The organism is Actinomycetospora rhizophila (assembly GCF_042657905.1).
Lineage (GTDB): Bacteria > Actinomycetota > Actinomycetes > Mycobacteriales > Pseudonocardiaceae > Actinomycetospora > Actinomycetospora rhizophila.
The window spans coordinates 157,043-180,695 of the sequence record NZ_JBHSKG010000015.1 but is presented as its reverse complement, the minus strand read 5'-3'; the positions used below and the strand labels follow the sequence as shown (position 1 = coordinate 180,695).

At 75.3% G+C, this 23,653-nt stretch carries 23 protein-coding genes and 1 pseudogene; 17 read left to right on the top strand and 7 right to left on the bottom strand.

Annotation, left to right across the window (positions count from 1 at the left end; genetic code table 11):
• Positions 1-187 (bottom strand): annotated as a pseudogene (locus tag ACFPK1_RS24465) (hypothetical protein); the annotation flags it as partial.
• Between the two features lie 210 nt (positions 188-397).
• Here ACFPK1_RS24465 and rimP point away from each other — a divergent pair.
• The 8 genes from rimP to ACFPK1_RS24425 all read left to right on the top strand — a co-directional run bounded on the left by rimP (position 398) and on the right by ACFPK1_RS24425 (position 9,097).
• Complete coding sequence (gene rimP, locus ACFPK1_RS24460) at positions 398-1,072, top strand: ribosome maturation factor RimP (RefSeq protein ID WP_378023562.1); 675 nt, start codon at positions 398-400, stop codon at positions 1,070-1,072.
• Entirely contained in the window at positions 1,069-2,151 is a 1,083-nt protein-coding gene (gene nusA / locus ACFPK1_RS24455) for a transcription termination factor NusA (RefSeq protein ID WP_378023561.1), read from the top strand. Before rimP ends, nusA begins: the two co-directional genes overlap by 4 nt.
• Positions 2,152-2,154: 3 nt before the next feature.
• A complete protein-coding gene (locus ACFPK1_RS24450; protein ID WP_378023560.1) occupies positions 2,155-2,562 on the top strand; it encodes a YlxR family protein in 408 nt (135 codons plus the stop codon).
• Positions 2,563-2,621: 59 nt separating this feature from the next.
• Complete coding sequence (gene infB, locus ACFPK1_RS24445; RefSeq protein ID WP_378023559.1) at positions 2,622-5,792, top strand: translation initiation factor IF-2; 3,171 nt, start codon at positions 2,622-2,624, stop codon at positions 5,790-5,792.
• A 35-nt stretch (positions 5,793-5,827) separates the two neighbouring features.
• Complete coding sequence (locus ACFPK1_RS24440; protein WP_345425223.1) at positions 5,828-6,124, top strand: DUF503 domain-containing protein; 297 nt, start codon at positions 5,828-5,830, stop codon at positions 6,122-6,124.
• Between the two features lie 27 nt (positions 6,125-6,151).
• Complete coding sequence (rbfA, locus tag ACFPK1_RS24435) at positions 6,152-6,661, top strand: 30S ribosome-binding factor RbfA (RefSeq protein WP_378023558.1); 510 nt, start codon at positions 6,152-6,154, stop codon at positions 6,659-6,661.
• 113 nt (positions 6,662-6,774) lie between these two features.
• Positions 6,775-7,761, top strand: coding sequence for a DHH family phosphoesterase (locus tag ACFPK1_RS24430; protein ID WP_378023557.1), 987 nt, complete (start codon positions 6,775-6,777; stop codon positions 7,759-7,761).
• Between the two features lie 10 nt (positions 7,762-7,771).
• On the top strand, positions 7,772-9,097 hold the full coding sequence (locus ACFPK1_RS24425; RefSeq protein WP_378023556.1) for an MATE family efflux transporter: 1,326 nt from the start codon (positions 7,772-7,774) through the stop codon (positions 9,095-9,097).
• Between the two features lie 35 nt (positions 9,098-9,132).
• Here the strand turns inward: ACFPK1_RS24425 and ACFPK1_RS24420 are convergent, their stop codons facing one another.
• Positions 9,133-10,404 carry a geranylgeranyl reductase family protein gene (locus ACFPK1_RS24420; RefSeq protein WP_378023555.1) on the bottom strand — a complete coding sequence of 424 codons (1,272 nt, stop codon included), beginning with the start codon at positions 10,402-10,404 and terminating at the stop codon, positions 9,133-9,135.
• A 64-nt stretch (positions 10,405-10,468) separates the two neighbouring features.
• On the opposite strand from ACFPK1_RS24420, the gene truB reads away from it, so the two are divergent.
• The 7 genes from truB (at position 10,469) to dapB (ending at position 18,072) form a co-directional block, all read left to right on the top strand.
• Complete coding sequence (truB, locus tag ACFPK1_RS24415) at positions 10,469-11,392, top strand: tRNA pseudouridine(55) synthase TruB (RefSeq protein WP_378023554.1); 924 nt, start codon at positions 10,469-10,471, stop codon at positions 11,390-11,392.
• A 76-nt stretch (positions 11,393-11,468) separates the two neighbouring features.
• Entirely contained in the window at positions 11,469-12,419 is a 951-nt protein-coding gene (locus ACFPK1_RS24410) for a bifunctional riboflavin kinase/FAD synthetase (protein ID WP_378023553.1), read from the top strand.
• A 50-nt stretch (positions 12,420-12,469) separates the two neighbouring features.
• Positions 12,470-12,964 (top strand): helix-turn-helix domain-containing protein, encoded by a 495-nt coding sequence (locus ACFPK1_RS24405; RefSeq protein WP_378023552.1) that lies wholly within the window; start codon positions 12,470-12,472, stop codon positions 12,962-12,964.
• A gap of 201 nt (positions 12,965-13,165) precedes the next feature.
• On the top strand, positions 13,166-13,435 hold the full coding sequence (gene rpsO, locus ACFPK1_RS24400; RefSeq protein WP_133824989.1) for a 30S ribosomal protein S15: 270 nt from the start codon (positions 13,166-13,168) through the stop codon (positions 13,433-13,435).
• Between the two features lie 250 nt (positions 13,436-13,685).
• Entirely contained in the window at positions 13,686-15,989 is a 2,304-nt protein-coding gene (locus tag ACFPK1_RS24395; protein ID WP_378023551.1) for a polyribonucleotide nucleotidyltransferase, read from the top strand.
• Between the two features lie 53 nt (positions 15,990-16,042).
• Positions 16,043-17,341, top strand: a complete 1,299-nt coding sequence (locus tag ACFPK1_RS24390; RefSeq protein ID WP_378023550.1) for a M16 family metallopeptidase — start codon at positions 16,043-16,045, stop codon at positions 17,339-17,341.
• Positions 17,338-18,072: a 4-hydroxy-tetrahydrodipicolinate reductase gene (dapB, locus tag ACFPK1_RS24385; RefSeq protein ID WP_378023549.1), complete on the top strand. Its 735-nt coding sequence runs from the start codon at positions 17,338-17,340 to the stop codon at positions 18,070-18,072. Before ACFPK1_RS24390 ends, dapB begins: the two co-directional genes overlap by 4 nt.
• A 10-nt stretch (positions 18,073-18,082) precedes the next feature.
• On the opposite strand, the gene ACFPK1_RS24380 is transcribed toward dapB, so the two are convergent.
• Both ACFPK1_RS24380 and ACFPK1_RS24375 read right to left on the bottom strand, forming a co-directional pair.
• On the bottom strand, positions 18,083-18,667 hold the full coding sequence (locus ACFPK1_RS24380) for a hypothetical protein (RefSeq protein ID WP_378023548.1): 585 nt from the start codon (positions 18,665-18,667) through the stop codon (positions 18,083-18,085).
• 24 nt (positions 18,668-18,691) lie between these two features.
• A complete protein-coding gene (locus ACFPK1_RS24375; protein ID WP_378023547.1) occupies positions 18,692-19,285 on the bottom strand; it encodes a GNAT family N-acetyltransferase in 594 nt (197 codons plus the stop codon).
• Between the two features lie 68 nt (positions 19,286-19,353).
• Here ACFPK1_RS24375 and ACFPK1_RS24370 point away from each other — a divergent pair, with 68 nt between their 5' ends.
• A complete protein-coding gene (locus ACFPK1_RS24370; RefSeq protein WP_378023546.1) occupies positions 19,354-19,845 on the top strand; it encodes a beta-class carbonic anhydrase in 492 nt (163 codons plus the stop codon).
• On the top strand, positions 19,842-20,603 hold the full coding sequence (locus ACFPK1_RS24365; RefSeq protein WP_378023545.1) for a hypothetical protein: 762 nt from the start codon (positions 19,842-19,844) through the stop codon (positions 20,601-20,603). Before ACFPK1_RS24370 ends, ACFPK1_RS24365 begins: the two co-directional genes overlap by 4 nt.
• Here the strand turns inward: ACFPK1_RS24365 and ACFPK1_RS24360 are convergent.
• From ACFPK1_RS24360 to ACFPK1_RS24350, 3 genes are all read right to left on the bottom strand, one after another.
• Complete coding sequence (locus ACFPK1_RS24360; protein ID WP_378023544.1) at positions 20,564-21,874, bottom strand: wax ester/triacylglycerol synthase domain-containing protein; 1,311 nt, start codon at positions 21,872-21,874, stop codon at positions 20,564-20,566. The genes ACFPK1_RS24365 and ACFPK1_RS24360 overlap by 40 nt on opposite strands.
• Entirely contained in the window at positions 21,871-23,163 is a 1,293-nt protein-coding gene (locus ACFPK1_RS24355) for an acetyl-CoA hydrolase/transferase family protein (protein ID WP_378023543.1), read from the bottom strand. The genes ACFPK1_RS24360 and ACFPK1_RS24355 overlap by 4 nt, the downstream gene beginning before the upstream one ends.
• Before the next feature lie 90 nt (positions 23,164-23,253).
• Complete coding sequence (locus ACFPK1_RS24350) at positions 23,254-23,520, bottom strand: hypothetical protein (RefSeq protein ID WP_274230249.1); 267 nt, start codon at positions 23,518-23,520, stop codon at positions 23,254-23,256.
• Positions 23,521-23,653 lie beyond the last annotated feature (133 nt).

Sequence of the window (23,653 nt, the reverse complement as noted above, 5' to 3'; positions counted from 1 at the left end):
GGGCGCCCGCCGCGGCGGCGGCGCGGGCGGCGGCGAGCGGGGCCTCGAGCTCGTCGGGCCCCTCCTCGCGGGCACACCCGGCGGCGACGAGCCCCCCGACCGCCGCGAGCGTCACGGCGCCCCGGAGGACCGTGCGGCGCGGCGTGCCCCGGCGGGCGTCCTCGTGCTGGGCGAGCTCGGCGACCACGGCGGGCCAGTCTGCCAGCCGCCCGCCCGGGCGGGCCGCGCGACGCGGCGGCACGGCGGGACGGGTGGGGGCGAGCGCTAGGCTGGACCACTGCGCGCCGGCATCACGGCGCCCGCCAGCACTGCTCAGCCCCGCCCGTCCCGCGCCCCGGTGATCGCCACCCGGGCGCCCCGCGCCGACCCGCGGCGGGCCCGCCCGTGAGGAGCTCCGTTGTCCCGTGGGACGTCCGCGCACGCCGGTCCCGACGGTGATGCCGCCGACCGCCTGCGCCCGACCGTCCTCGAGGTCGTCGAGGCCGCCGGCTTCGTGCTCGACGACCTCGAGGTGCGCCCGGCCGGCCGCCGCCGGGTCGTGCGCGTCGTGGTGGACACCGCCGAGGTGCCCGGCCCGCACGACCCGCCGGCGCCGGGCCCGGACCTCGACGCCGTCGCGGGGGTGAGCCGCGAGCTCTCGACGACCTTCGACGCCCTGGACGAGGCGCGGGGGACCGGCACCCCCGAGGGCGAGTACACCCTCGAGGTGACGACGCCGGGTACCGACCGACCGCTCACCCGCCCGCACCACTGGCGCCGCGCCTGGCTGCGCCGGGTCGCGCTCACGCGCACCGACGGCAGCACGCTCACCGCGCGCGTCGGCCCGGTCGGCGCCGCGGGGGAGGGCGGCGACGGCGGTGGCGACGGCGCGACCGTGACGCTGGCGGAGGGCACCCCGCGCGGACCGGTGCTGCACCACGTCCCGCTCGCCGAGGTGGCGCAGGCCGTGGTGGAGGTCGAGTTCAAGCCGGCGCCCCCCGCGGAGGTCGAGGCCCTCGTGGACGCCGCGGACGCCGCCACCGGCGCCGTCACCGGCGAGCAGGGCACCAACGGACAGGAGGAACGGTCGTGAAGGTCGACATCGCCGCGCTGCGCGCCATCGAGCGGGACAAGGAGATCCCGTTCGAGACCGTGCTCTCCGCGATCGAGACCGCGCTGCTCACCGCCTACAAGCAGAACGGCGGCGAGAACCCCCGCGCCCGGGTCGAGGTGGACCGCAAGAGCGGCACGGTGGCCGTCCTGGTGCCGGAGACCGGCGAGGACGGCGAGGTCCTCGGGGAATACGACGACACGCCCGAGGGTTTCGGACGTATCGCCGCCGCGACGGCGCGCCAGATCGTGGTGCAGCGGCTGCGCGACGCGGAGCACGAGCGCACCTACGGCGAGTTCTCGGCCAAGGAGGGCGAGGTCGTCGCCGGCGTCGTCCAGCGCGACGCGCGGGCCAACGCCCGCGGCGTGGTCGTCGTCGAGATCGGCTCCATCGAGGGCGTGCTCCCGGCCGCCGAGCAGGTGCCCGGCGAGCGCTACGAGCACGGTGCCCGCATCCGCTGCTACGTCGTGGGGGTCAACCGCGGCCCGCGCGGCGTGCAGGTCACGCTCTCGCGGACCCACCCGAACCTGGTGCGGCGGCTGTTCGCGTTCGAGGTCCCCGAGATCGCCGCGGGCCACGTCGAGATCGTCTCGGTGGCCCGGGAGGCCGGGCACCGCACCAAGATCGCGGTGCGGTCCAAGGTGGCCGGTCTCGGGGCGAAGGGGGCGTGCATCGGCCCGATGGGCGCCCGCGTCCGCGGCGTGATGAGCGAGCTCAACGGCGAGAAGATCGACATCATCGACTGGGCCGACGACCCCGCCGAGTACGTCGGCAACGCGCTCTCGCCGTCGAAGGTCGTCTCCGTGACGGTCGTCGACCCGAAGGCGCGCACGGCCCGCGTGGTGGTGCCGGACTTCCAGCTCTCGCTCGCCATCGGCAAGGAGGGCCAGAACGCCCGGCTCGCCGCCCGCCTCACCGGCTGGCGGATCGACATCCGGTCGGACGCGGAGGCGCCTCCCGAGGATGCGGCAGAGGACACGGCAGGGGACGCGGCCGAGGCGTCCGGGATCAGGGTGTCCGGTGGCGGGGTCGAGCAGCCGTCGAGCGGCGCGGTAGAGTAGCCGGTGGCCCGAACCCGCGAGCCCGGTCGTGGGGTGGCGCCGGAGCGTGACCGTCCCGAGGACGTCCACGGCCCGGTGCGCACCTGCATCGGCTGCCGTTCGCGGGCCTCGGCGTCGGAACTGCTGCGAGTGGTGGCTGCGGGCGGGATCGTCGATCCCGACCCACGGCATCGGAAGCCCGGTCGCGGTGCGTGGGTGCACCCCGACCCGGACTGCCTGCATCGCGCGGAGCGCCGGTCGGCGTTCCCCCGGGCACTACGTGTCCCGGGGCCGCTGGACACCGGAGCCCTGCACGCGCTGCTCGCTCCGGCCGGCACCCCACCCACCGGGCACGACAGGCGCGACGACCGTCGCGTGCGTACGAGGAAGCAGGTCGACCCCCATGAGCCAGCCGTGAAGCCCTCACGATGAAGGCGCAGGCGTAGACACGAGGTCGCGGGCCCCCGCTGACCTCGAGAATGAGGAGATCAGTGCCAGGTAAGGCCCGGGTGCACGAGCTCGCCAAGGAGCTCGGCGTCACCAGCAAGCAGGTACTCACGCAGCTGGAGTCCCTCGGCGAGTTCGTCAAGTCGGCGTCCTCGACGGTGGAGGCCCCTGTCGCGCGCAAGCTGCGCGACTCCATGGCCGGCGGCAACGGCGGCGGTTCCGACCGCCGTCCGCGTCCGGGCGCCACGCCCGGTCCGCGCCCCGGTGGTGGACCCAAGCCCGGCCCGTCCGCGGCCGGCGGTGCCCCGCGCCCCGGCGCGACCCCCGGTCCGCGTCCCGGCGCGACCCCCGGCGGCAACGGCTCGTCGGGCTCGTCGGGCTCGTCCGGTGGCGCCCCGCGTCCCGGCCCGCGCCCCGGCGCCCGTCCCGGCCAGGAGCAGCCCGCGGCGGCCTCCGCCTCGGCCGCGCCGGCGGCCCCGTCGGCGCCGTCGACCGAGCGCCCCGCCCCGCAGGGCCAGCGCCCCGGCGGTGGCGGCAGCGGTGGCGGCGACCGTCCGCGTCCCGGTGGCGACCGGCCCCGTCCGGGCGGCATCCCCCGTCCCGGGGGCGACCAGCGCCAGGGCGGCGACCAGCGCCAGGGCGGCGGCCAGGGTGGTCAGGGCGGCGGTCAGGGCGGTGCCCCGCGCCCCGGTCCGCAGCAGCGTCCGGCGGCGGCCTCCGACGGCCAGGCGGCCCAGGGTGGAGGGCAGGGCGGCGATACGTCGACCGTCCCGCCGCGCCCGCAGGCGCCGAAGCCCGGCCCGAAGTCGCCGCGCGTCGGCAACAACCCGTTCGGCGTCGGTTCCGGCGCCCCGCCCCGCCCGCAGCGGCCCCAGCCCGGTCAGGGCCAGGGCCCCGGCCAGGGCGGCCCGCGTCCGCCGCGCGACGGCGAGTCGGCCCCCGCGCCGCGCCCGCCGCGTGACGGCGAGCGTCCGGCCGTGGCCGGCGACCGCCCGCCGCGTCCCGGCGGCACCGGTGGGGCGACGCCGGGCAACATGCCCCCGCGTCCGAACCCCGGCATGATGCCGTCCCGCCCGTCCGGTCCGCCCGGACGCGGCGGACCCGGCGGCCCCGGTGGCGGTCGCGGTGGCCCCGGCGCGGGTCGCGGCGGCCCCGGTGCGGGTCGTGGTGGCCCCGGTGGCCCCGGTGGGGGTCGCGGTGGTCCCGGTGGCGGCGGCGCGCCCGCGGGCGGCGGCGGCTTCCGTGGCGGCGGCGGTCGCCCCGGCGGTCCCGGTGGCCGTGGTCGTGGCGGCGGTGCCGCGGGTGCCTTCGGGCGTCCCGGTGGTCCCGCGCGCCGTGGCCGCAAGTCGAAGCGGCAGAAGCGCCAGGAGTTCGACAACATGCAGGCGCCGTCGGTCGGCGGCGTCCGCCTCCCGAAGGGCAAGGGCGAGACCGTCCGGCTGCCCCGCGGCGCCTCGCTGACCGACTTCGCGGAGAAGATCGACGCGAACCCCGCCTCGCTCGTGCAGGTGCTGTTCCACCTCGGTGAGATGGTCACGGCCACCCAGTCGGTGTCCGACGACGTCCTCGAGCTGCTCGGCGGCGAGATGAACTACGACGTCCAGGTCGTCTCCCCCGAGGAGGAGGACCGCGAGCTCCTCGAGTCGTTCTCGATCAGCTACGGCTCCGACGAGGGCGACGACGACGACCTCGCGGCACGCCCGCCGGTCGTCACCGTCATGGGTCACGTCGACCACGGCAAGACGCGCCTGCTGGACACCATCCGCAAGACGAAGGTGGCCGAGGCCGAGGCCGGCGGCATCACCCAGCACATCGGCGCCTACCAGGTCGACACCGAGCTCGAGGGCGTCGACCGGAAGATCACCTTCATCGACACCCCGGGTCACGAGGCGTTCACCGCCATGCGTGCCCGTGGTGCGAAGTCCACGGACATCGCGGTGATCGTGGTCGCGGCCGACGACGGCGTGATGCCCCAGACGATCGAGGCGATCAACCACGCGCAGGCGGCCGACGTGCCGATCGTGGTGGCGGTCAACAAGATCGACAAGGAGGGTGCGAACCCTCAGAAGATCCGTCAGCAGCTCACCGAGTACGGGCTGGTCGCGGAGGAGTACGGCGGCGACACGATGTTCGTCGACATCTCCGCGCGCCAGAACATCAACATCGAGGGGCTGCTCGAGGCCGTCCTGCTCACCGCGGACGCCTCCCTGGACCTCCGGGCCAACCCGGACATGGAGGCCCAGGGTGTCGCGATCGAGGCGCACCTCGACCGCGGCCGTGGCCCGGTGGCCACGGTGCTGGTCCAGCGCGGCACGCTGCGCGTCGGCGACTCGGTCGTCGCGGGCGACGCGTCGGGCCGTGTCCGGCGGATGCTCGACGAGTTCGGCGAGGACGTGAAGGAGGCGCTGCCCTCCCGTCCGGTGCAGGTCATCGGGTTCACCTCGGTGCCCGGCGCGGGCGACACGTTCCTGGTCGTCGACGAGGACCGCGTGGCCCGGCAGATCGCCGACCGGCGGCGGGCGCGCGAGCGCAACGCCCAGCTGGCGAGCCGTCGCAAGCGCGTCAGCCTCGAGGACCTCGACGCGGCGCTGAAGGAGACCAACGAGCTCAACCTGATCATCAAGGGTGACAACTCGGGAACCGTCGAGGCTCTCGAGGACGCGCTCATGAAGATCGACGTGGGCGAGGAGGTCCAGCTGCGGGTGCTGCACCGCGGCGTCGGTGCGATCACCGAGGGCGACATCAACCTCGCGATCGCCTCCGACGTCATCGTCCTGGGCTTCAACGTCCGGGCCGAGGGCAAGGCCACGGAGCTGGCCACCCGCGAGGGCATCGACATCCGCTACTACTCGGTCATCTACCAGGCGATCGACGAGATCGAGCAGGCCCTCAAGGGCATGCTCAAGCCGATCTACGAGGAGGTCGAGCTCGGCACCGCGGAGGTGCGCGAGGTCTTCCGCTCCTCGCGTGTCGGCACGATCGCCGGTTGCCTGGTCACCGACGGGATCATCCGGCGCAACGCCAAGGCGCGCCTGGTCCGCGACGGTGCCGTCGTCGCCGAGAGCCTCACGGTCAACTCGCTGAAGAGGTTCAAGGACGACGCGACCGAGGTCCGCGACGGCTACGAGTGCGGTCTGACGCTCGGGTCGTTCAACGACATCAAGGTCGACGACAAGATCATGACCTACGAGATGCGCGAGAAGCCGCGCGAGTGAGGTCTGGCTCTCGTCCGGCTCGGGGGCGCTGACGGATGTACGTCGGCGCCCTCGAGCTCGACCTGCTGCTGGGTGACGTCGGGAGCATCAAGGAGAAGCGCTCCGTGGTGCGCCCGGTCGTCGCCGAGATCAAGAGGAAGTTCGCGGTGTCGGTCGCCGAGGCGGGCCACCTCGATCTGCACCGTCGTGCGCTGATCGGGGTGGCTGCCGTGGCCGCCGACGCCGGGCACGTCACCGACGTGCTCGACCACTGCGAACGCCTCGTCGCCGCGCACCCGGAGTTCCAGGTGCTCTCGGCGCGGACCCGCTGGCTGGGTCCCCACGACGACTAGCCACTACGACCGAGGAGGGACCGCGCCATGGCCGACGCGCCACGGGCCCGCAGGCTCGCCAAGCGGATCTCCCAGATCGTCGCCTCGACGCTGGAGCACGAGGTCAAGGACCCGCGCCTGGCGATGGTGACGATCACCGACACCCGCGTCACCGCCGACCTGCGCGAGGCGACGGTGTTCTACACCGTCTACGGCGACGACGCCGAGCGCGCCGGCTCGGCCGCGGCGCTCGCGAGCGCCCGTGGCGTGCTGCGCACGGCGGTCGGGCGCCAGACCGGGGTGCGGTTCACGCCGAGCCTCGAGTTCGTGCCGGACGCGGTGCCCGAGGGCGCCGCGCGCCTCGACGAGCTGCTCGAGGGTGTCCGGCGCGCCGACGCGGAGGTCGCGACGCTGGCCGTCGGCGCCGCCTACGCCGGCGAGGCCGACCCGTACCGCAAGCCGCGCGAGGACGAGGACGACGAGGACCTCGAGGACCTCGAGGACGTACCGGTCGGGGACGAGGAGGAACCTGGTCACAGCGCGCGGTCGACGGGCTGACCTCGACTCCGTACCGTGACGGCGTCACGCCGGCCGCCACGGTCGGTGCACGGCACGGAGGGAGCGCACCCGCGATGGTGGCGGCCGAGGAGAGCCGGGCCCGGAGTCACGGCGTGACGAGTCGGCCGATCACCCTCGACGAGGCGGTCGGGGTGCTCACCGGTGCGCGGCAGGTGGTGCTGCTCGCCCACGTGAACCCCGACGCCGACGCGCTCGGCAGCGCGCTGGCGCTCGGGCTCGCCCTGCACCGCCGCGGCGCGCAGGTCCAGGTGTCCTTCGGGGCGCCCGAGCGGCCGGCCGAGTCGTTGCGCGACCTCGACGTCGCGGGCCTCGTGGTGCCCCACCACCGGGTCGTGCACATCCCCGAGCTGCTCGTCGTGCTCGACACCGGCAGCGTCGACCGTCTCGGCCCGCTCGCCGACCGCGCCGAGACCGCGGGGACGACGCTGGTGATCGACCACCACGTCTCGAACTCCGGCTTCGGGACCTACTGGTACGTCGACCCGCGGGCCGAGGCGACGGCGGTGATGGTGCTGCACCTGCTCGACGCCATGGGCGCGTCGGTGGACCTGCCGACGGCCCGCTGCCTCTACGCCGGGCTCGTCACCGACACCCGCAACTTCCGCGCCGCCTCCCCGGACACCCACGCGATGGCCGCGCGCCTGCTCGTCGCCGGCGTCGACGCCGAGGCCGTCACCCGCCCCCTGCTCGACACCCACCCGTTCTCGTGGCTGGCGATGCTCTCGGCGGTGCTCGCCACCGCCCGCCTCGAGGTCGACGAGGCCCGCGGGCTGGGGCTCGTGCACGCCCTGGTCACCCGCGACCACATCGACGTCGGGCGCCAGGAGGAGATCGAGAGCGTCATCGACGTCCTGCGCACCACCGCGGAGGCCGAGGTGGCCGTGGTGCTCAAGCAGGTCGGCGACCGGCGCTGGACCGCGAACATGCGCTCGAAGGGCCGCCTCGACGTCGCCGCCGCGGCCTCGGCGCTCGGCGGCGGGGGGCACCGGCACGCCTCGGGCTTCACGGTCGACGGCGACGCCCCGGACATCCTCGACCGCGTCCGCCGCGCACTGGCGGACGCGCCCCTTCTCGGATGACACAGCTCGGATGACCGCGGGCGCACAGGCCGACACGGATCCCGGCGCCCGGCGGGTCCTCGCGCTGGCCTCGTCGGCGCTCGTGGTCCTCGTCGCCGAGCCGCTCTACCTGCTCGTCGACACCGCCGTCGTCGGGCACCTCGGCGCCGTGCCGCTGGCCGGGCTCGCGGTGGGCGGGGTGGTGCTCGCGCAGATCGCGGGCCTGGGCACCTTCCTCGCCTACGGCACCACGGCGCGCGCCGCCCGCCACCACGGCGCCGGCGACCGGGCCGCCGCCGTGCGCGAGGGCGTCGCCGCGACCTGGATCGCGCTCGGCGTCGGCGCGATCGTCATCGCGACCCTGTGGCTGCTGGCGCCCCGGCTCGCGGACCTGCTCGGCGGCGGGGGAGAGGTCGCCGCCGCCGCCACCGGCTGGCTGCGGATCGCCGTGTGGGGCGCACCGGGCATCCTCGTCGCGCTCGCCGGCCACGGGTGGATGCGCGGGGTGCAGGAGACCCGGCGCCCGATCGTCGTGGTGCTCGCCGGCAACGGGCTCTCGGCGATCGTGTGCCCCCTGCTCGTGTACGGCGTCGGCCCGTTCCCGCGCCTGGGCCTCGAGGGCTCGGCGTGGGCGAACGTCGGCGCGCAGGCGGTGGTGGGGCTGCTGTTCGTCGGCGCGCTCGTCCGGGAGCGCGTCTCCCTGCGGCCGGTGCCCGCCGACATGCGCGCGCAGTTCGGGCTGGGCCGCGACCTGCTCCTGCGCAGCGCCGCGTTCCAGGCCTGCTTCCTGTCCGCGACGGCGGTCGCCGCCCGCTTCGGCGCCGAGTCGGTGGCCGCCCACCAGATCGTCCTGCAGCTCTGGACGTTCATGGTCACCGTGCTGGACGCGCTGGCGATCGCCGCGCAGTCGCTGGTCGGCGCCGCGCTCGGGGCGGCGTCGGTCGGGACCGCGCGGCGGGTCAGCGGCCGGGTGACCCGCTACGGGCTGGTCCTGGGCTGCCTCGCGGGCATCGTGTTCGCGGCCACCGCCGGCGTGCTCCCCGGGGTCTTCACGCCCGACCCGGCCGTGCGCGAGGTCGTCCCGCAGGCGTGGTGGTTCTTCGTCGCGCTGCAGCCCCTCGCGGCCTACGTCTTCGCGCTCGACGGGGTGCTGCTCGGCGCCGGCGACGCGGCCTACCTGCGGCGCATCACCGTCGGCTCGGCGGTGTGCGTGTTCCTGCCGACGATCTGGCTCTCGCTGGTGTTCGGGTGGGGTCTGGTCGGCATCTGGGCGGGGCTGTCGCTGTTCATCGTCGCCCGCGCCGTGGCCGTCGGCCTGCGCGTGCGGGGCGATGCCTGGGCGGTCACGGGGACCTGAGGAGCTCGCCGCGTCGAGCAGGACCTCGAGAGTCCTCAGCTCGCGACGACCGGGCGGCGCAGGTCGGCGGCGGGGAACGGGGGCAGGTCGTCGACACGCAGCGACGCGCGCCCGGCGACGCGCCACGCCTTCGCCACCAGGTCCGCGTCCTCCTCGGTGACGAGGTTGCCCATGACGCGCAGGGCGACGGTCATCAGCGCCCGCGAGCGCATGCCGATCGGCCCGGCGATCGGGAGCAGGCGCGGCATCGTCAGCAGCGTGGCCAGGCGCCGGGCGATCGAGAACGCCGAGCCGTAGTGGCGGCGCAGGGTCGCGGGCCAGGCCAGCGAGAGGTCGTCGTCGGTGTCGAGCAGGCCGGCCACGGTCCGCCCGCTCTCCAGCCCGTAGTCGATGCCCTCGCCGTTGAGCGGGTTCACGAGGCCCGCGGCGTCGCCCACGAGCGCCCAGTTGCGCCCCGCGACGCCCGACACCGCGCCGCCCATCGGCAGCAGGGCCGAGGCGACGTCGCGCACCTCGCCGTCGAGCTGCCAGTCGTCGCGTCGCTGGTCGGCGTAGTGCGCGATCAGCGAGCGGAGCCGCACGTTGGCGGGCCGCGCCTCGGTGGCCAGGGTGCCGACGCCGATGTTGACGTGCCCGTCGTGCAGCGGGAACACCCAGCCGTAGCCCGAGAGCACCTCGTTCTCGGTGCCGCGCAGCTCCAGGTGCGACGAGATCCACGCGTCGTCGTGCCGACCGGAGCGCACGTAGCCGCGCGCGGCGACGCCGTACGCGGTCCGGCGGTGCCACTCCCGCCCGAGCACCCGCCCGAGCGTCGAGCGGGCCCCGTCGGCGACGACGAGGCGCCGGCACCCGATGGTCGTCGTCTCCCCGTCCGCGGTGCTGAACACGACACCGGAGACCCCGTCCCCGGAGCGCTCGACGTCCACCGCGCGGGCGCCCTCCACGGGCTGCGCGCCCTTCTCGAGCGCGACGGCGCGGATGCGGGCGTCGAGCTCGGTGCGCGCCACGGCCCCGCCGTGCGCGGGCAGCGACCCGCCGGGCCAGGGCAGCTCGAGCAGCTGGCCGAAGCCGGCGGCGCGCAGGCCCCGGTTGGTGCCGCGGCCACGCACCCACGCGCCGAGCCCCAGGTGCTCGAGCTCCGCGATCGCCCGCGGGGTCAGGCCGTCGCCGCAGGCCTTGTCGCGGGGGAAGACGGCGGCGTCGGCGAGGACGACGTCGTGGCCGGCGTCGGCGGCCCAGGCCGCGGCGGCCGACCCGGCGGGGCCGGCGCCCACGACGAGGACGTCGGTGCGCGTCGGGATGGTCACCTCCCCAGCATGCCTGCCGGGACGGTGCCGGGCGGGGTGGGAGAGGCAGGCATCATGGTCGCCCATGGCCGGACGTGGTGAGCGGCGGGAGCCCCCGCCGCCGGGGCTGTTGGTGGTCGACAAGCCGGCGGGGTGGACCTCGCACGACGTCGTCGGACGCGCCCGGCGCCTGATGGGCACCCGCAAGGTGGGGCACGCGGGCACGCTCGACCCGATGGCCACCGGCGTGCTGGTGCTGGGCGTCGAGCGGGCGACGAAGCTCCTCGGCCACCTCGCGCTCGACACCAAGAGCTACCTCGCCACCATCCGCCTCGGGCTCGCGACCGGCACCGACGACGCCGAGGGCGAGCCGCTGGGCGAGCCCGTTGACACGGGCCAGGTCGGCGAGTCGGCCGTCGCCGAGGGCATCAGGGCGCTCACCGGCGACATCGCCCAGGTCCCGAGCAGCGTCTCGGCGATCAAGGTCGATGGCCGGCGCGCCTACGAGCGCGCCCGCGCCGGCGAGGACGTGGCGCTCGCGGCCCGCCCGGTCACCGTCGGCCGCTTCGACGTGCTCGCCACCCGCACCGAGGGGCCGTTCCGCGACCTCGACGTCCTCGTCGACTGCTCGTCGGGCACCTACGTGCGCGCCCTGGCCCGCGACCTCGGCGCCGGGCTCGGCGTCGGCGGGCACCTCACCGCGCTGCGCCGCACGCGGGTCGGCCCGTTCACCCTCGCGCAGGCCCGCACGATCGAGACCCTCGCGCAGGAGGAGGAGGCGGCGGGCCGCGCGTCGCTCTCGCTCGACCTCGACGCCGCCGTCGCCGTCGCCTTCCCCCGCCGCGACGCCGACGCCGACGAGGCCGCCGGGCTCGCGCACGGCCGCCCGCTGCCCGCCGGGGGCCGCGCCGGGACGGTCGGCGTGTTCGGTCCCGACGGCCACGTCGTCGGGCTCGTCGCCGACGACCGCGGCGCCGCGCGGCCCGTCCTCGTGCTCGCGCCGGCATGAGCACCGGCGTGAGCTCCCGCCTGATCACCCCCACCGACACGGCGTGACCCCGGCGACCGGCCGTACGCTCCCGGCCGTGCAGACCTGGCGGGGACTCGACGGCGTGCCGTCGGGCTGGGGGCGGTGCGTCGTCACCATCGGCGTGTTCGACGGCGTGCACCGCGGCCACCAGCAGCTCATCGCCCGGGCGGTCGCCCACGGGCGCGAGCTCGGGCTGCCCACCGTCCTGATCACCTTCGACCCGCACCCCGCGTCGGTCCTGCGCCCGGGCACGCACCCGGCGCGCCTGACGACGCTGACCCGCCGGGCCGAGCTCGTCGCCGAGCTCGGCGTCGACGCCTTCTGGGTGCTGCCGTTCACCACCGACCTCGCGCGGGTGGCGCCCGACGAGTTCGTCCACGAGCTGCTCGTGGACCGCCTGCACGCGGCGATGGTCGTGGTCGGGCGGAACTTCACGTTCGGCTACAAGGCGGCCGGCGACGTCGCCGAGCTCGAGCGTCTCGGGCAGCGCTTCGGGTTCGCCGCCGAGGGCGTGGACCTGGTCACCGAGCCGCTCGGGGGCGCCGCGGCCGGCTCGACCGTCACGTTCTCGTCGACCTACATCCGGGCGAGCATCGCCGCCGGCGACGTCCGCGCGGCCGCGGAGGCCCTGGGGCGCCCGCACCGCCTGGAGGGCGTCGTCGTCCGCGGCGACCAGCGCGGCCGGGAGCTGGGCTACCCGACGGCCAACGTCGACTGCGGCGAGCACGCGGCGATCCCGGCCGACGGGGTGTACGCGTGCTGGTTCCACCACCGCGGCGAGGTCCGGCCCGCGGCGACATCGGTGGGCACCAACCCGACGTTCTCGGGGCGTCACCGCACCGTCGAGGCGTACGTGCTCGACCACGACGAGGACCTCTACGGCGCCCGCGTCGGGGTCGACTTCGTCGAGCGGCTGCGTGGCATGGACCGCTTCGACGGCATCGAGGAGCTCATCGCCGCGATGGACGGCGACGTCGCCCGGACCCGCGAGGTCCTGGGCCTCTGAGTTCTCCGGAACGGCCACCACCGCGGTGCGCCGGCTGCCACGCTCGCCGCGTGGGCCCATCGGAAGCCGCGGAGACGGTGCGGCGCAACCGCGAGCTGCAGCGCCGGTTCTACGGCGAGCCCCTGGGCGACCGGCTGCGGCGCCTCCTGGGCGCCCTCGACATCTCGCAGGCGGCGCTGGCGGCGGCGCTGGGCATCAGCTCGCCGATGCTCTCGCAGCTCATGAGCGGGCGGCGGGTGAAGATCGGGACCCCGGCGGTGCTCGGCCGGCTCGTGCTGCTCGAGCAGGCGGTGACCGGGCCCGCCGCCGATCCCACCGCCGATCCCACCGCCGACCCCGCCGCCGTCGAGCGTCTCCTCGCCGACGTCCGGGCGGCCGAGCCGCGTGCCCCGACGAGCGCGACCGGCTCCTACGACCTGCTGCGCACGGTCGCCGGTCCCGACGAGCTGGCGCGTGCGGCCGACACCCTCGACCGCGGCTTCCCCTCCCTCGCGGGCCTGCTCCGGCAGGCGGCACGCAGCGAGGCACCCGAGCCGGGCCGCTGACGGGCCCGTCGCTACACTGGGAGTTGTTTCGCCTGGCTGCGGTCCGTGGTGGCCGGGCGGCGGGTGGACCGGCCCCGATCTCGACACCAGGTCCGGACCCCCGCGAGTGCGTCGTCCGCGATCAGCTCCTCGTCACGGCGGGGTGTGGTGGGCGCCGCCCATGCTCACGGCACCGACGACAGCAGACTGGAGCACCACCCCGTGGCACTGACCACCGAGCAGAAGAAGGCGACCCTCACCGAGTACGGCGTCCACGAGACGGACACCGGGTCGCCCGAGGCGCAGGTCGCGCTGCTCACGCAGCGCATCGTGCGGCTCACCGAGCACCTCAAGATGCACAAGCACGACCACCACTCCCGCCGCGGACTGCTGCTGCTGGTGGGGCGTCGTCGTCGCCTGCTGAAGTACGTCGCCTCCGTCGACGTGGCCCGCTACCGCTCGCTCATCGAGCGGCTGGGGCTGCGCCGCTGACGAGGCGACCCTGAACCCCGCGCACGCCCCGCGCCGGCCGGCCGAGTCGCCGGTCGGCGCGGTGGCGTGCGCAGAACCCGTATCCGGCCCCGCCGCCACCCGCCACGTCACCGGGATGCCCGCGCGTCGTCCGGTCCTCGGTAGTGGCCCTGGGACGCACCGGCGTCCCCGGGCTTCGATCGAAGACCGGCCGCGTGGCGTGACCGCCGTGGTCGGGGCGCGGTAGGGGCCCCGCAGAGGAGAACCCTTCATGACCGAGACAGACTCGGGTGTCCACGAGACCACCGCGGTCCTGGACAACGGTGCCTACGGCACCCGCACCGTCCGCTTCGAGACGGGCCGCCTGGCCCGCCAGGCGGCCGGCGCCGTCGTCGCCTACCTGGACGACGACACGATGCTGCTGTCCGCGACGACCGCGTCGAAGCGGCCGAAGGACAACTTCGACTTCTTCCCGCTGACGGTGGACGTCGAGGAGCGCATGTACGCCGCGGGCCGGATCCCCGGCTCGTTCTTCCGGCGTGAGGGCCGCCCGTCGACCGACGCGATCCTCACCTGCCGGCTCATCGACCGCCCGCTGCGCCCGACCTTCACCGGCGGCCTGCGCAACGAGGTCCAGGTCGTCATCACGGTCCAGAGCCTGGACCCGAAGGACCCCTACGACGTCCTCGCGATCAACGCGGCGTCGGCGTCCACCCAGATCTCGGGCCTGCCCTTCGACGGCCCGATCGGCGCGACGCGCGTCGCGCTGATCAACGGCCAGTGGGTGGCCTTCCCGACGTGGGAGCAGCTCGAGGGCGCCGTCTTCGACATGGTCATCGCCGGCTCGGTCACCTCGGACGGCTCCGACGTCGCCATCGCCATGGTCGAGGCCGAGGCCACCGACCACGCGTGGAAGCTCATCGGCGAGGGCGCCCAGGCGCCCACCGAGGACATCGTCGCGGCGGGCATGGAGGCGGCCAAGCCGTTCATCCGCACCCTCTGCGAGGCGCAGAAGGAGCTCTACACCGCGACCGGTGTGACGACGAAGGACTACCCGACCTTCCCGCCGTACCAGGACGACGTCTACTCGGCGGTCGAGAGCGCGGTCGGCTCCGACCTCGACGAGACCTTCTCGATCACCGGCAAGCAGGACCGCGACGAGGCCCAGGACGCCATCAAGGACCGCTTGGTCTCCGAGCTCTCCGGCAAGTTCGAGGGCCGCGAGAAGGAGATCGGCGAGGCGTTCCGCTCGCTGACCAAGAAGACGGTCCGCCAGCGGATCCTCTCCGACGGCTTCCGCATCGACGGCCGCGGCACCACGGACATCCGTCCGCTGGCCGCCGAGGTCGAGGTCATCCCGCGGGCGCACGGCTCGGCGCTGTTCGAGCGCGGCGAGACCCAGATCCTGGGCGTCACCACGCTGAACATGCTCCGGCTCGAGCAGACGATCGACTCGCTCGGCCCGGAGACGACCAAGCGGTACATGCACCACTACAACTTCCCGCCGTTCTCCACCGGCGAGACCGGCCGCGTGGGCTCGCCGAAGCGCCGCGAGATCGGCCACGGCGCGCTGGCCGAGCGGGCGCTCGTGCCCGTGCTGCCGACGCGCGAGGAGTTCCCCTACGCGATCCGCCAGGTCTCCGAGGCGCTGGGCTCCAACGGCTCGACGTCCATGGGCTCGGTCTGCGCCTCGACGATGTCGCTGCTCAACGCCGGTGTGCCGCTCAAGGCGCCGGTGGCCGGCATCGCCATGGGCCTCGTCTCGGGCGAGGTCGACGGCAAGGAGACCTTCGTCGCCCTCACCGACATCCTCGGCGCCGAGGACGCGTTCGGTGACATGGACTTCAAGGTCGCCGGCACCAAGGACTTCGTGACGGCGCTGCAGCTCGACACGAAGCTCGACGGCATCCCGTCCGAGGTGCTCGGCCGGGCGCTGACCCAGGCCCGCGGGGCCCGCCTCGCGATCCTCGACGTCATGGCCGAGGCCATCGACGCCCCCGACGAGATGAGCGAGTTCGCGCCGCGCATCACCACGGTGAAGGTGCCGGTCGACAAGATCGGCGAGGTCATCGGCCCGAAGGGCAAGATGATCAACTCGATCACCGAGGAGACCGGCGCCGACATCTCCATCGAGGACGACGGCACGATCTACGTCGGTGCCGCCGACGGGCCGAGCGCCCAGGCCGCGATCGACAGGATCAACGCCATCGCCAACCCGCAGCTGCCGAAGATCGGCGAGCGGTTCCTGGGCACGGTCGTCAAGACCGCCGCCTTCGGTGCCTTCGTCTCGCTGCTGCCGGGCCGCGACGGCCTCGTCCACATCTCGAAGCTGGGCGGCGGCAAGCGCATCGGCAAGGTCGAGGACGTCGTCAACGTCGGCGACAAGCTGCGCGTCGAGATCACCGACATCGACAACCGCGGCAAGATCAGCCTCATCCCGGTCAAGGAGGAGGACGCGGCCGAGGCCCCCGCCGACGCCCCGGCGGAGGCCGCCGGGTCGAACGGGTCGGCCGAGGCCGCTCCCGCCACCTCCGGCGCGGTCACCGGCGCCATCGGGGGCTCGTCGCAGGAGTGACGGCTCTCCCCAGCACCGACCTGACCGCGCCGACACAGCACCCGGCCCCCGGCGTGGCACGCACCGTGCTGCCCGGGGGCCTGCGGGTGGTGACCGAGCACGTCGCCGGGGCGCGCTCGGCGTCGGTGGGGCTGTGGGTCGAGGTCGGCTCGCGCGACGAGCCCGCCCTCGGCGCCGGCACGCACGGCGCCGCGCACTACCTCGAGCACCTGCTGTTCAAGGGCACGCGGCGCCGCTCGGCACGGGCGATCGCGGAGGAGATCGACGCCGTCGGCGGCGACCTCAACGCGTTCACCGGCAAGGAGCACACCTGCTTCTACGCCCACGTGCTCGACCGCGACATGCCGCTCGCGGTCGACGTGCTGGGCGACGTCGTGCTCGACGCCGTGATGGCGGCGGCCGACGTCGAGCTCGAGCGCGACGTCGTGCTCTCCGAGATCGCCGGGCGCGACGAGGATCCCGAGGACCTGCTCGCCGACGACTTCGACGCGCTGCTGTTCGGTGCGCACCCGCTCGGCCTGCCGGTCATCGGCACCGAGGAGTCGGTGACGGGCATGACCCGCGACCGGCTCGCCGACTTCCACGCGCGTCACTACGTCCCCGCCCGCTCGGTGCTCGCCGTCGCGGGCAACGTCGCGCACGCCGAGGTGCTGGCGGCGGTGGAGGCGGCCTACGGGTCGCGCCTCGACGGGTCGTCCGAGCCCTGGCACCGCCGGGCCGACGGGGACGCGCCCGGCGTGCCCGGCGAGCGCCTCTCGGTGCGCGACGAGGACACCGAGCAGGCCCACCTCATGCTCGGCGTGCCGTCGCTGCGCCGCGCCGACGAGCGCTGGCCCGCGCTGCAGGTGCTGTCCACCGTGCTCGGCGGCGGCATGAGCTCGCGGCTGTTCCAGCAGGTCCGCGAGCAGCGCGGGCTCGCCTACTCCGTCTACTCGTCGACCACGGGCTACACCGACGCGGGCGCGCTCGCGGTCTACGTGGGCTGCGCGCCCGAGCGTCTCGGGGCCGCGGCGGCGGTGGTGCGCGACGAGCTCGGCGACCTCGCCACCCACGGCATCAGCGAGGCCGAGCTGGTCCGCGCGCGCGGCCAGCTGCGCGGCGAGCTGGTGCTCGGCCTCGAGGACACGTCGTCGCGCATGACGCGCCTCGGGCGCCGCGAGCTCGACCACGGCGGCCTCGACCGGGCCACCGACCTCGCGACCACGCTCGAGCGCATCGACGCGGTCGGGGCGGGCGACGTGGCCGCGCTGGCGTCCTCGCTGCTCACCGGGCCCCGCACGGCCGCGGTCGTCGGCCCCTACGGTGACGTCGACGAACTGCCGGACGAGGTGCGGGAGATGGTGGAGAGTTGATCCGCGTCGGCGTGCTGGGCGCCCAGGGGCGCATGGGTTCCGAGGCGTGCGCCGCGGTCGAGGGGGCCGACGACCTCGAGCTGGTCGCCCGGGTGGACGTGGACGACGCGCGCGACCCGCTCCGGGAGGCCGACGTCGTCGTCGACTTCACCCACCCGTCGGCGGTGGCCGACAACTTGCGCTGGTGCGTCGACGCCGGCCTGCACGTCGTCGTCGGCACGAGCGGGGTCGGCCAGGACCTGCTCGACGACGTCCGCGGGCGCCTGCAGCCCGGGCAGGCCGTGCTCGTCGTCCCGAACTTCGGGATCGGCGCGGTGCTGATGATGCGCTTCGCGGCGCAGGCGGCGCGGTTCTTCGACTCGGTCGAGGTGATCGAGCTGCACCATCCGAAGAAGGCCGACGCCCCGTCGGGCACCGCCACGCGCACGGCGCAGATGATCGCCGCCGCCCGCGCCGAGGCGGGTCTCGGGCCCGGCCCGGACGCGACCACCCACGACCCCGACGGCGCGCGCGGCGCCCGGGTCGACGGCATCCCCGTGCACGCGGTGCGCATGGCGGGCCTGGTGGCGCACCAGGAGGTCCTGCTGGGCACCGAGGGTGAGACCTTCACCATCCGGCACGACTCCCTGCACCGCAGCTCGTTCATGCCGGGCGTGCTGCTCGCGTGCCGCGGGGTCGCCGGGCACCCCGGCGTGACCGTCGGCCTCGAGGCACTCCTGGATCTCGACTGAGCCCGATCCCCTAGGGCTGCTCGACCCACGGCCGCAGGTACTCGCGGTCGACCTCGACGCCGTCCGGGATCAGCGCGATCATCCGCCGCACGCGCTCCGCGGCGTCCCTGGTGAGGCGGAAGTCCTCGTCGCGCGACATCCGCTCCTCCGGGCTGAACGTGCGGGCCGCGGCCACGATCTGCGGGACGGCCGCGCGGATCTCGTCGACGTCGTCGGCGGCGAGGGCCCGGTCGCGTCCGGCGCCCTCGAGCAGGGCCCCGACGTCGTCGAGCTGCGCCGCGAGCCAGCCCCACGGGTCGGCGGTGAGCTCGGTCGACCAGACACGGTCGGAGGGCTCGTCGCCGTCGAAGTACGGGTGGAAGTGGGCGGCGGACCACGAGTCGGCGGGCCGGTCGAGCCGGGTGAACAGGTCGGCGCGCCAGAACGCCTCGTCGACGACCGTGGGCTGGGCGGCCGACTCGCTGCCCCGGTGCTCCTGCGGGGTGAGCAGGCGCAGCTCCACGCGGGCGCCGTGCTCCATCACCGCCTCGGGGGAGATCTCGAACCAGCGGCGCACCACCACGGCGACGCGGGTGAAGCCGTAGACGATCAGCACGGGCGCTCCTTCGCGGGCGGACGGTCAGGTCAGCAGGGGGAGATCGAGATCGTCGAGCGAGGGCTCGGGGCGGAACTCGAGGTCCAGCGGGCCGGCCACCCGGATCTCGCGCAGCGGGCGCCCGCCGGCGTCGAGGGTGCGCACGGTGCCGTCGGGGTCCCAGCCCGCGCGCTCGTAGAAGCGCCGCGAGGCGGTGTCGCGCTCGGGCACCCAGGCGATGGCGCGCGTCGCCCCCGCCGCCCGCAGGCCCGTCGCCGCCTCGACCAGTAGGCGACCGCCGTGCCCGCGCCGTCCCCACCGTGGCTCGACGAGCAGGGCCGCGACCGCCGCCACCGAGGACACGTCGTCGGGGACGGCGCCCGCGGCGTCGGCGAGGTCGTCGGGCGCGGCAGGGCCCGCCGCGCAGAAGCCGACCAGCGCGTCGCCCTCGGTCGCGACCCACACCGCCCCCGCCGCGATCGGGCCCGCCCACCCCGCCGCGACCGCGGCGTCGTCGAAGCCCGCCACCGCGCCAGCCGGCAGCAGCTCGGCGTAGGCCGAGGTCCACACCGTGCGCTGGACGTGCGCGACGGCCGCGGCGTCCTCGGCGGTGGCGAGGCGTACGGAGGCGAGCGCCATGCCCCCAGCCTAGGGATCCGGATCACCCCGCGATGCGCGGCGGGAGGGGTCTCGCCAGGATCGGGGGCATGACGGCGACCGACGAGATGCTGGCGGCCAACGAGAGCTTCGCGGCGGGCTTCGACAAGCCCGGCCTGCCCGGACCGCCCTCGCGCGGCGTGGCCGTCGTGGCCTGCATGGACGCGCGCCTCGACGTCTACCGCGTGCTGGGGCTCGGGGACGGCGAGGCGCACGTCATCCGCAACGCGGGCGGCGTGGTGACCGACGACGTGCTGCGCTCGCTCGCGGTGAGCCAGCGCAAGCTTGCGACCCGCGAGGTGGTGCTGCTGCACCACACGAAGTGCGGCATGGCCACGTTCACCGACGAGGACTTCGTCGCCGAGCTCGAGTCGGAGACCGGCCGGCGGCCCACCTGGGCGCCGGGCACGTTCCGCGACACCGAGCAGGACGTCCGCGACTCGCTCGCCGCGGTGCGCTCCAGCCCGTTCCTCGTGCACACCGACGCCGTGCGCGGGTTCGTCTACGACGTCGACAGCGGAGCCCTGACCGAGGTCTCGTGACCGCCCTGGACATCACCGCCGAGCTCGACGTCCCGCATCGCCCGGACCTCGGGCCCGTCCACCGCCAGCTCGACGCGCTCGCGCCGGTCGCCGCGCGGTTCCTCGTGCCCGACAACGCGACCGCGCGGGCCGCGGTGGCCGGGCTCGTCGTCGCGGGCGAGGTGCGCCGGCGCGGCCACGAGGCGGTCGCGGTGCTCAACGCCCGCGACCGGAACACCCTGGGCCTGCGCCGCGACCTGCTCGGCCTGCTCGCCCTCGGTGTGCACGAGGTCCTGCTGCTGCGCGGCGACCGCCCGGACGAGGACGCCGAGGACGGGCCCCTGACCGTCGGCGCCATGCTCCGCGAGGCCCGCGCCCTGGCCGACGAGCACGGGGTCACCCTGCGGGTCGGCGTGGTCGCGGCGCCGGGCCGGGACCTGCCGGCGTGGAAGCGCGACGCGGACGTGGTCTGGCTCGCGCCGACGTTCTCGGTGCCCGCGGTGGCCGACTGGCGCGAGCGGCACACCGACCTGGGCCGCCCGGTCCGCGCGGGCGTGCTCGTGCCGACCGGGCCGCGCATGGCCCGGGGCGTCGCCGAGGGCATGGACCTCGCGCTGCCCGACCACCTCGTCGACGCGCTGGAGGCCGACGAGACCGCCGGCGTCGACCCCGCGGTCGAGCACGCCCTCGCCCTGCGCGACGCCGGGGTCGACGGCATCCACCTGGTGGCCGTGAGCCGCTACCGGGAGGTCGCCGCCCGGCTGGCCGGGCTGGTCTGAGCGGCCGTCACGAGCAGCTCGGCCTCGGCGCGCAGGCCGTCGGCGAGGACGTCGACGCCGGGCACGAGACCCGGGTCGACGGTGATCCCGAACGACAGCACGTCGACCATCGACGCCGCGGTGACCCGCAGCGCGTGGTGGAACCCGATCTCGGCGAGCGGCCAGGTCGCGCGCACCCGGCGGCCGAGCACCGCGACCGGCGTCCGCGGCCCGGGCACGTTCGAGACGCTGACGGTGAACGCGCGGGCGGTGGCCCGCAGCCGGTCGCAGACGCGGCGCAGCGGCGGGGAGACCTCGGCCAGGCGGTGCAGCAGGTCGTCGAGCCGGGCGGCGTCGCGGGCGTCCTTGCGGGCGGTGGTCAGCTCGTGGACGGCGCGCAGGCGCTCGAGCGGGTCGACGACGTGCACCGGCAGCGGCAGGTCGAACGCCGAGTCGCGGTTGGCCTGCGACGGGTCCTCGCGGGGCAGGCTGACGGGGACCCGGACCCGCAGGTCGGTCACCGTGCCCGCGTGGTGGTCGACCCAGCGGCGCAGCCCGCCCGCCAGCACCGCGAGGAAGGCGTCGTTGACCGTCGCCCCGGCCGAGCGGGCGGCGGCGTGCAGGGCGGCGAGGTCGGTGTCGACGAACGCGACGTCGCGGCGGGTCGAGAGCTCGCCGTCGAACGGCGAGTGCGCGGGGCCGACCGTGAACTCGCGCTCGATGACGCCCATGAGGTGGGCCCGGCGGCGCTCGTGGTCGGCCCGGACGGTCGCGGGCGGGGAGACCGCCGTCCCCGTGGCGGGGTCGGTCGGCGCCTCGTCGTAGAGCACCGTGTGCGACAGCCGCGTCATCGTCGCCCCGTCGGCGAGGGCGTGGTGGACGCGCCAGAGCAGCGCCGTGCCCCCGCCCGCCAGCGGAGCCACGTCGAGCGACCACAGGGGGCGGGACCGGTCGAGGTGCTGGGCGAACCGGCGGGCCACCAGCGCGCGCAGGGCGCCCTCGTCGTACGGCCCGTCGGGGGCGTCGACGACGTGGCGGGCGAGGTCGAGCTCGGCGTCGGGCACCCAGACGGGCGCGCCGTCGCGCTCGTCGAGGCGGTAGCGCAGCTCGGGCGCCGCGGGCAGGCGGGTGGCGATGTGCGCGCGCAGCGCGGCGGCCGTCACCCACGGACCCTCGAGCATCGCCATGTGCAGGACGTGGCCGACGACGGTGGCGCACTCGAGGTCGAGGATCGCGCGGTCCTCGGCGGAGAGCGGCACGCAGGCCGGTTCGGAGGTCCCGGGGCCGCTCACAGGTACCCCAGCGTCCGGGCCTGCGCGGTGAGCTCGTCGCGGAAGTGCGGGTGCGCGATCGCGATGAGGCGCGTGGTGCGCTCCGCGATCGAGGCGCCGCGCAGCTCGGCGACCCCGTACTCGGTGACGACGTGGTCGACGATGTTCTTGAACGTCGTGACCGCGGCGCCGGGCTGCAGCTGGGGGACGATGCGGGACACGGTGTCGTCGTGGGTCGCCGAGTGCAGGACGATGAACGCGGCGCCGTGCTCGGACATGATCGCGCCGCGGGCGAAGTCGGGCTGACCGCCCGAGGACGAGAAGTACTGGCTGCCCAGCGACTCCGAGGCGCACTGCCCGAGGAAGTCCACCTCGAGGGTGGCGTTCACCGAGCGGATCAGCGGTTCGCGGGCGATGTTCCACGGGTCGTTGGTGTGGTCGACGGGGTGGTACTCGACGCCGGCGTTGTCGGCGACGAAGTCGTAGAGCCGCCGGGTGCCCAGTGACGCCGTCGTGACGATCTTGCTGCGGTGGGTGGCCTTGCGGGTCCCGGTGACGGCGCCGGCCTCGACGAGGTCCACGAAGCCGGTGCCGAAGATCTCGGAGTGCACGCCCAGCTCGCGGTGGTCGCGCAGGCTGGCCAGCACCATGTCCGGCACCGCGCCGATGCCGATCTGCAGCGTCGCCCCGTCCGGGATGCGCTCGGCGACGAGGGCGGCGATCGCCCGGTCCCGGTCCGTCACGGCCGGCGGCGGGAGCTCCACCATCGGCCGGTCCGCCTCGCACCAGCCGACGACGTCGGTGATGTGGAGCTGGTTGCCGCCGAAGGTGCGCGGCATCTGCGCGTTGACCTCGACGAAGAACGGCACCTCGCCGATGAACGCCGCCGTGTACCCGGCGTCGGTGCCCAGCGAGAACCAGCCGTGCCGGTCCGGCGGTGACACCGAGGCGATGACGAGGTCGGGCCGGACGGTGCGGCGCATCAGGCGTGGCACGTCGCTGAAGTTGTTGGGCACCAGGTCGCAGTGCCCGGCGCGGAACGCCTCGCGCGTCGCGGGCGACAGGAACCACGACACGTGCCGCAGGCCCGGGACCTTGCCCTCGATCGACGCCCGCGGCCGGGCCGCGAGCATCTGGTGCAGCCGCACCCCGTCCAGGCGGTCGCCGCCGGCCTCGAGGGCGTCGAGCACGGTCGCCGGCTCGCCGTTGGACGAGTTCACGACGATCTGGCTGCCCGACCCGACGTGGTCGAGGACGGCGTCGGGGGGCCGCCGCGCGGCAGCGATCATGTCCGTGATCGAGGGGGCCACGGGTCCGGATCCTGCGGCAGGGATCTCGCGCTGACCAGCACGATCGCCGCCCGTGCCCGCCCGGTCACGGGGTGTCCCGCGGGACCGGGCTCAGGCCGGTCGCGGCAGCGGCAGCGCCGGCGGCTCGTCGTCGGCGAGCCGGGCCTGCCCGGCCGGGTGCTCGACGAGCGCGAGCACCCGCGAGGACATGAACCTCGCGGTGCGCACCGGCGTCCCGCCGCGCGTCACCTCGCTGACCTCCACCACGCCGCGGCCGTGCGCGATGTCCACGCGCCGCCCGGCCTTCGTGGCCTCGACCTCCCACGTCCGCGTCGCGCCACCGGCGTCGACGACGATCTCCACACGGTCCCCGACCATGGGTCCTCCTCATCTCCTTTTTCCTGGTCAACGCCGGTGTGGGGCGGTTTCTTCCGCGTGCTCGGGGGCGTGGCCGGCGCCGGCAGCGCGGAGATCAGGAGCGCCCGGTGCACCCCGGCGGCCACCACGACGT

Bases quoted from the DNA above. Each gene is read 5' to 3' on its own strand.
- ACFPK1_RS24440 (WP_345425223.1), top strand. From the start codon at position 5,828: ATGTACGTCGGCGCCCTCGAGCTCGACCTGCTGCTGGGTGACGTCGGG.
- rbfA (WP_378023558.1), top strand. From the start codon at position 6,152: ATGGCCGACGCGCCACGGGCCCGCAGGCTCGCCAAGCGGATCTCCCAG.
- ACFPK1_RS24425 (WP_378023556.1), top strand. From the start codon at position 7,772: ATGACCGCGGGCGCACAGGCCGACACGGATCCCGGCGCCCGGCGGGTC.
- truB (WP_378023554.1), top strand. From the start codon at position 10,469: ATGGCCGGACGTGGTGAGCGGCGGGAGCCCCCGCCGCCGGGGCTGTTG.
- ACFPK1_RS24395 (WP_378023551.1), top strand. From the start codon at position 13,686: ATGACCGAGACAGACTCGGGTGTCCACGAGACCACCGCGGTCCTGGAC.
- ACFPK1_RS24375 (WP_378023547.1), bottom strand. From the start codon at position 19,285: ATGGCGCTCGCCTCCGTACGCCTCGCCACCGCCGAGGACGCCGCGGCC.
- ACFPK1_RS24370 (WP_378023546.1), top strand. From the start codon at position 19,354: ATGACGGCGACCGACGAGATGCTGGCGGCCAACGAGAGCTTCGCGGCG.
- ACFPK1_RS24350 (WP_274230249.1), bottom strand. From the start codon at position 23,520: ATGGTCGGGGACCGTGTGGAGATCGTCGTCGACGCCGGTGGCGCGACG.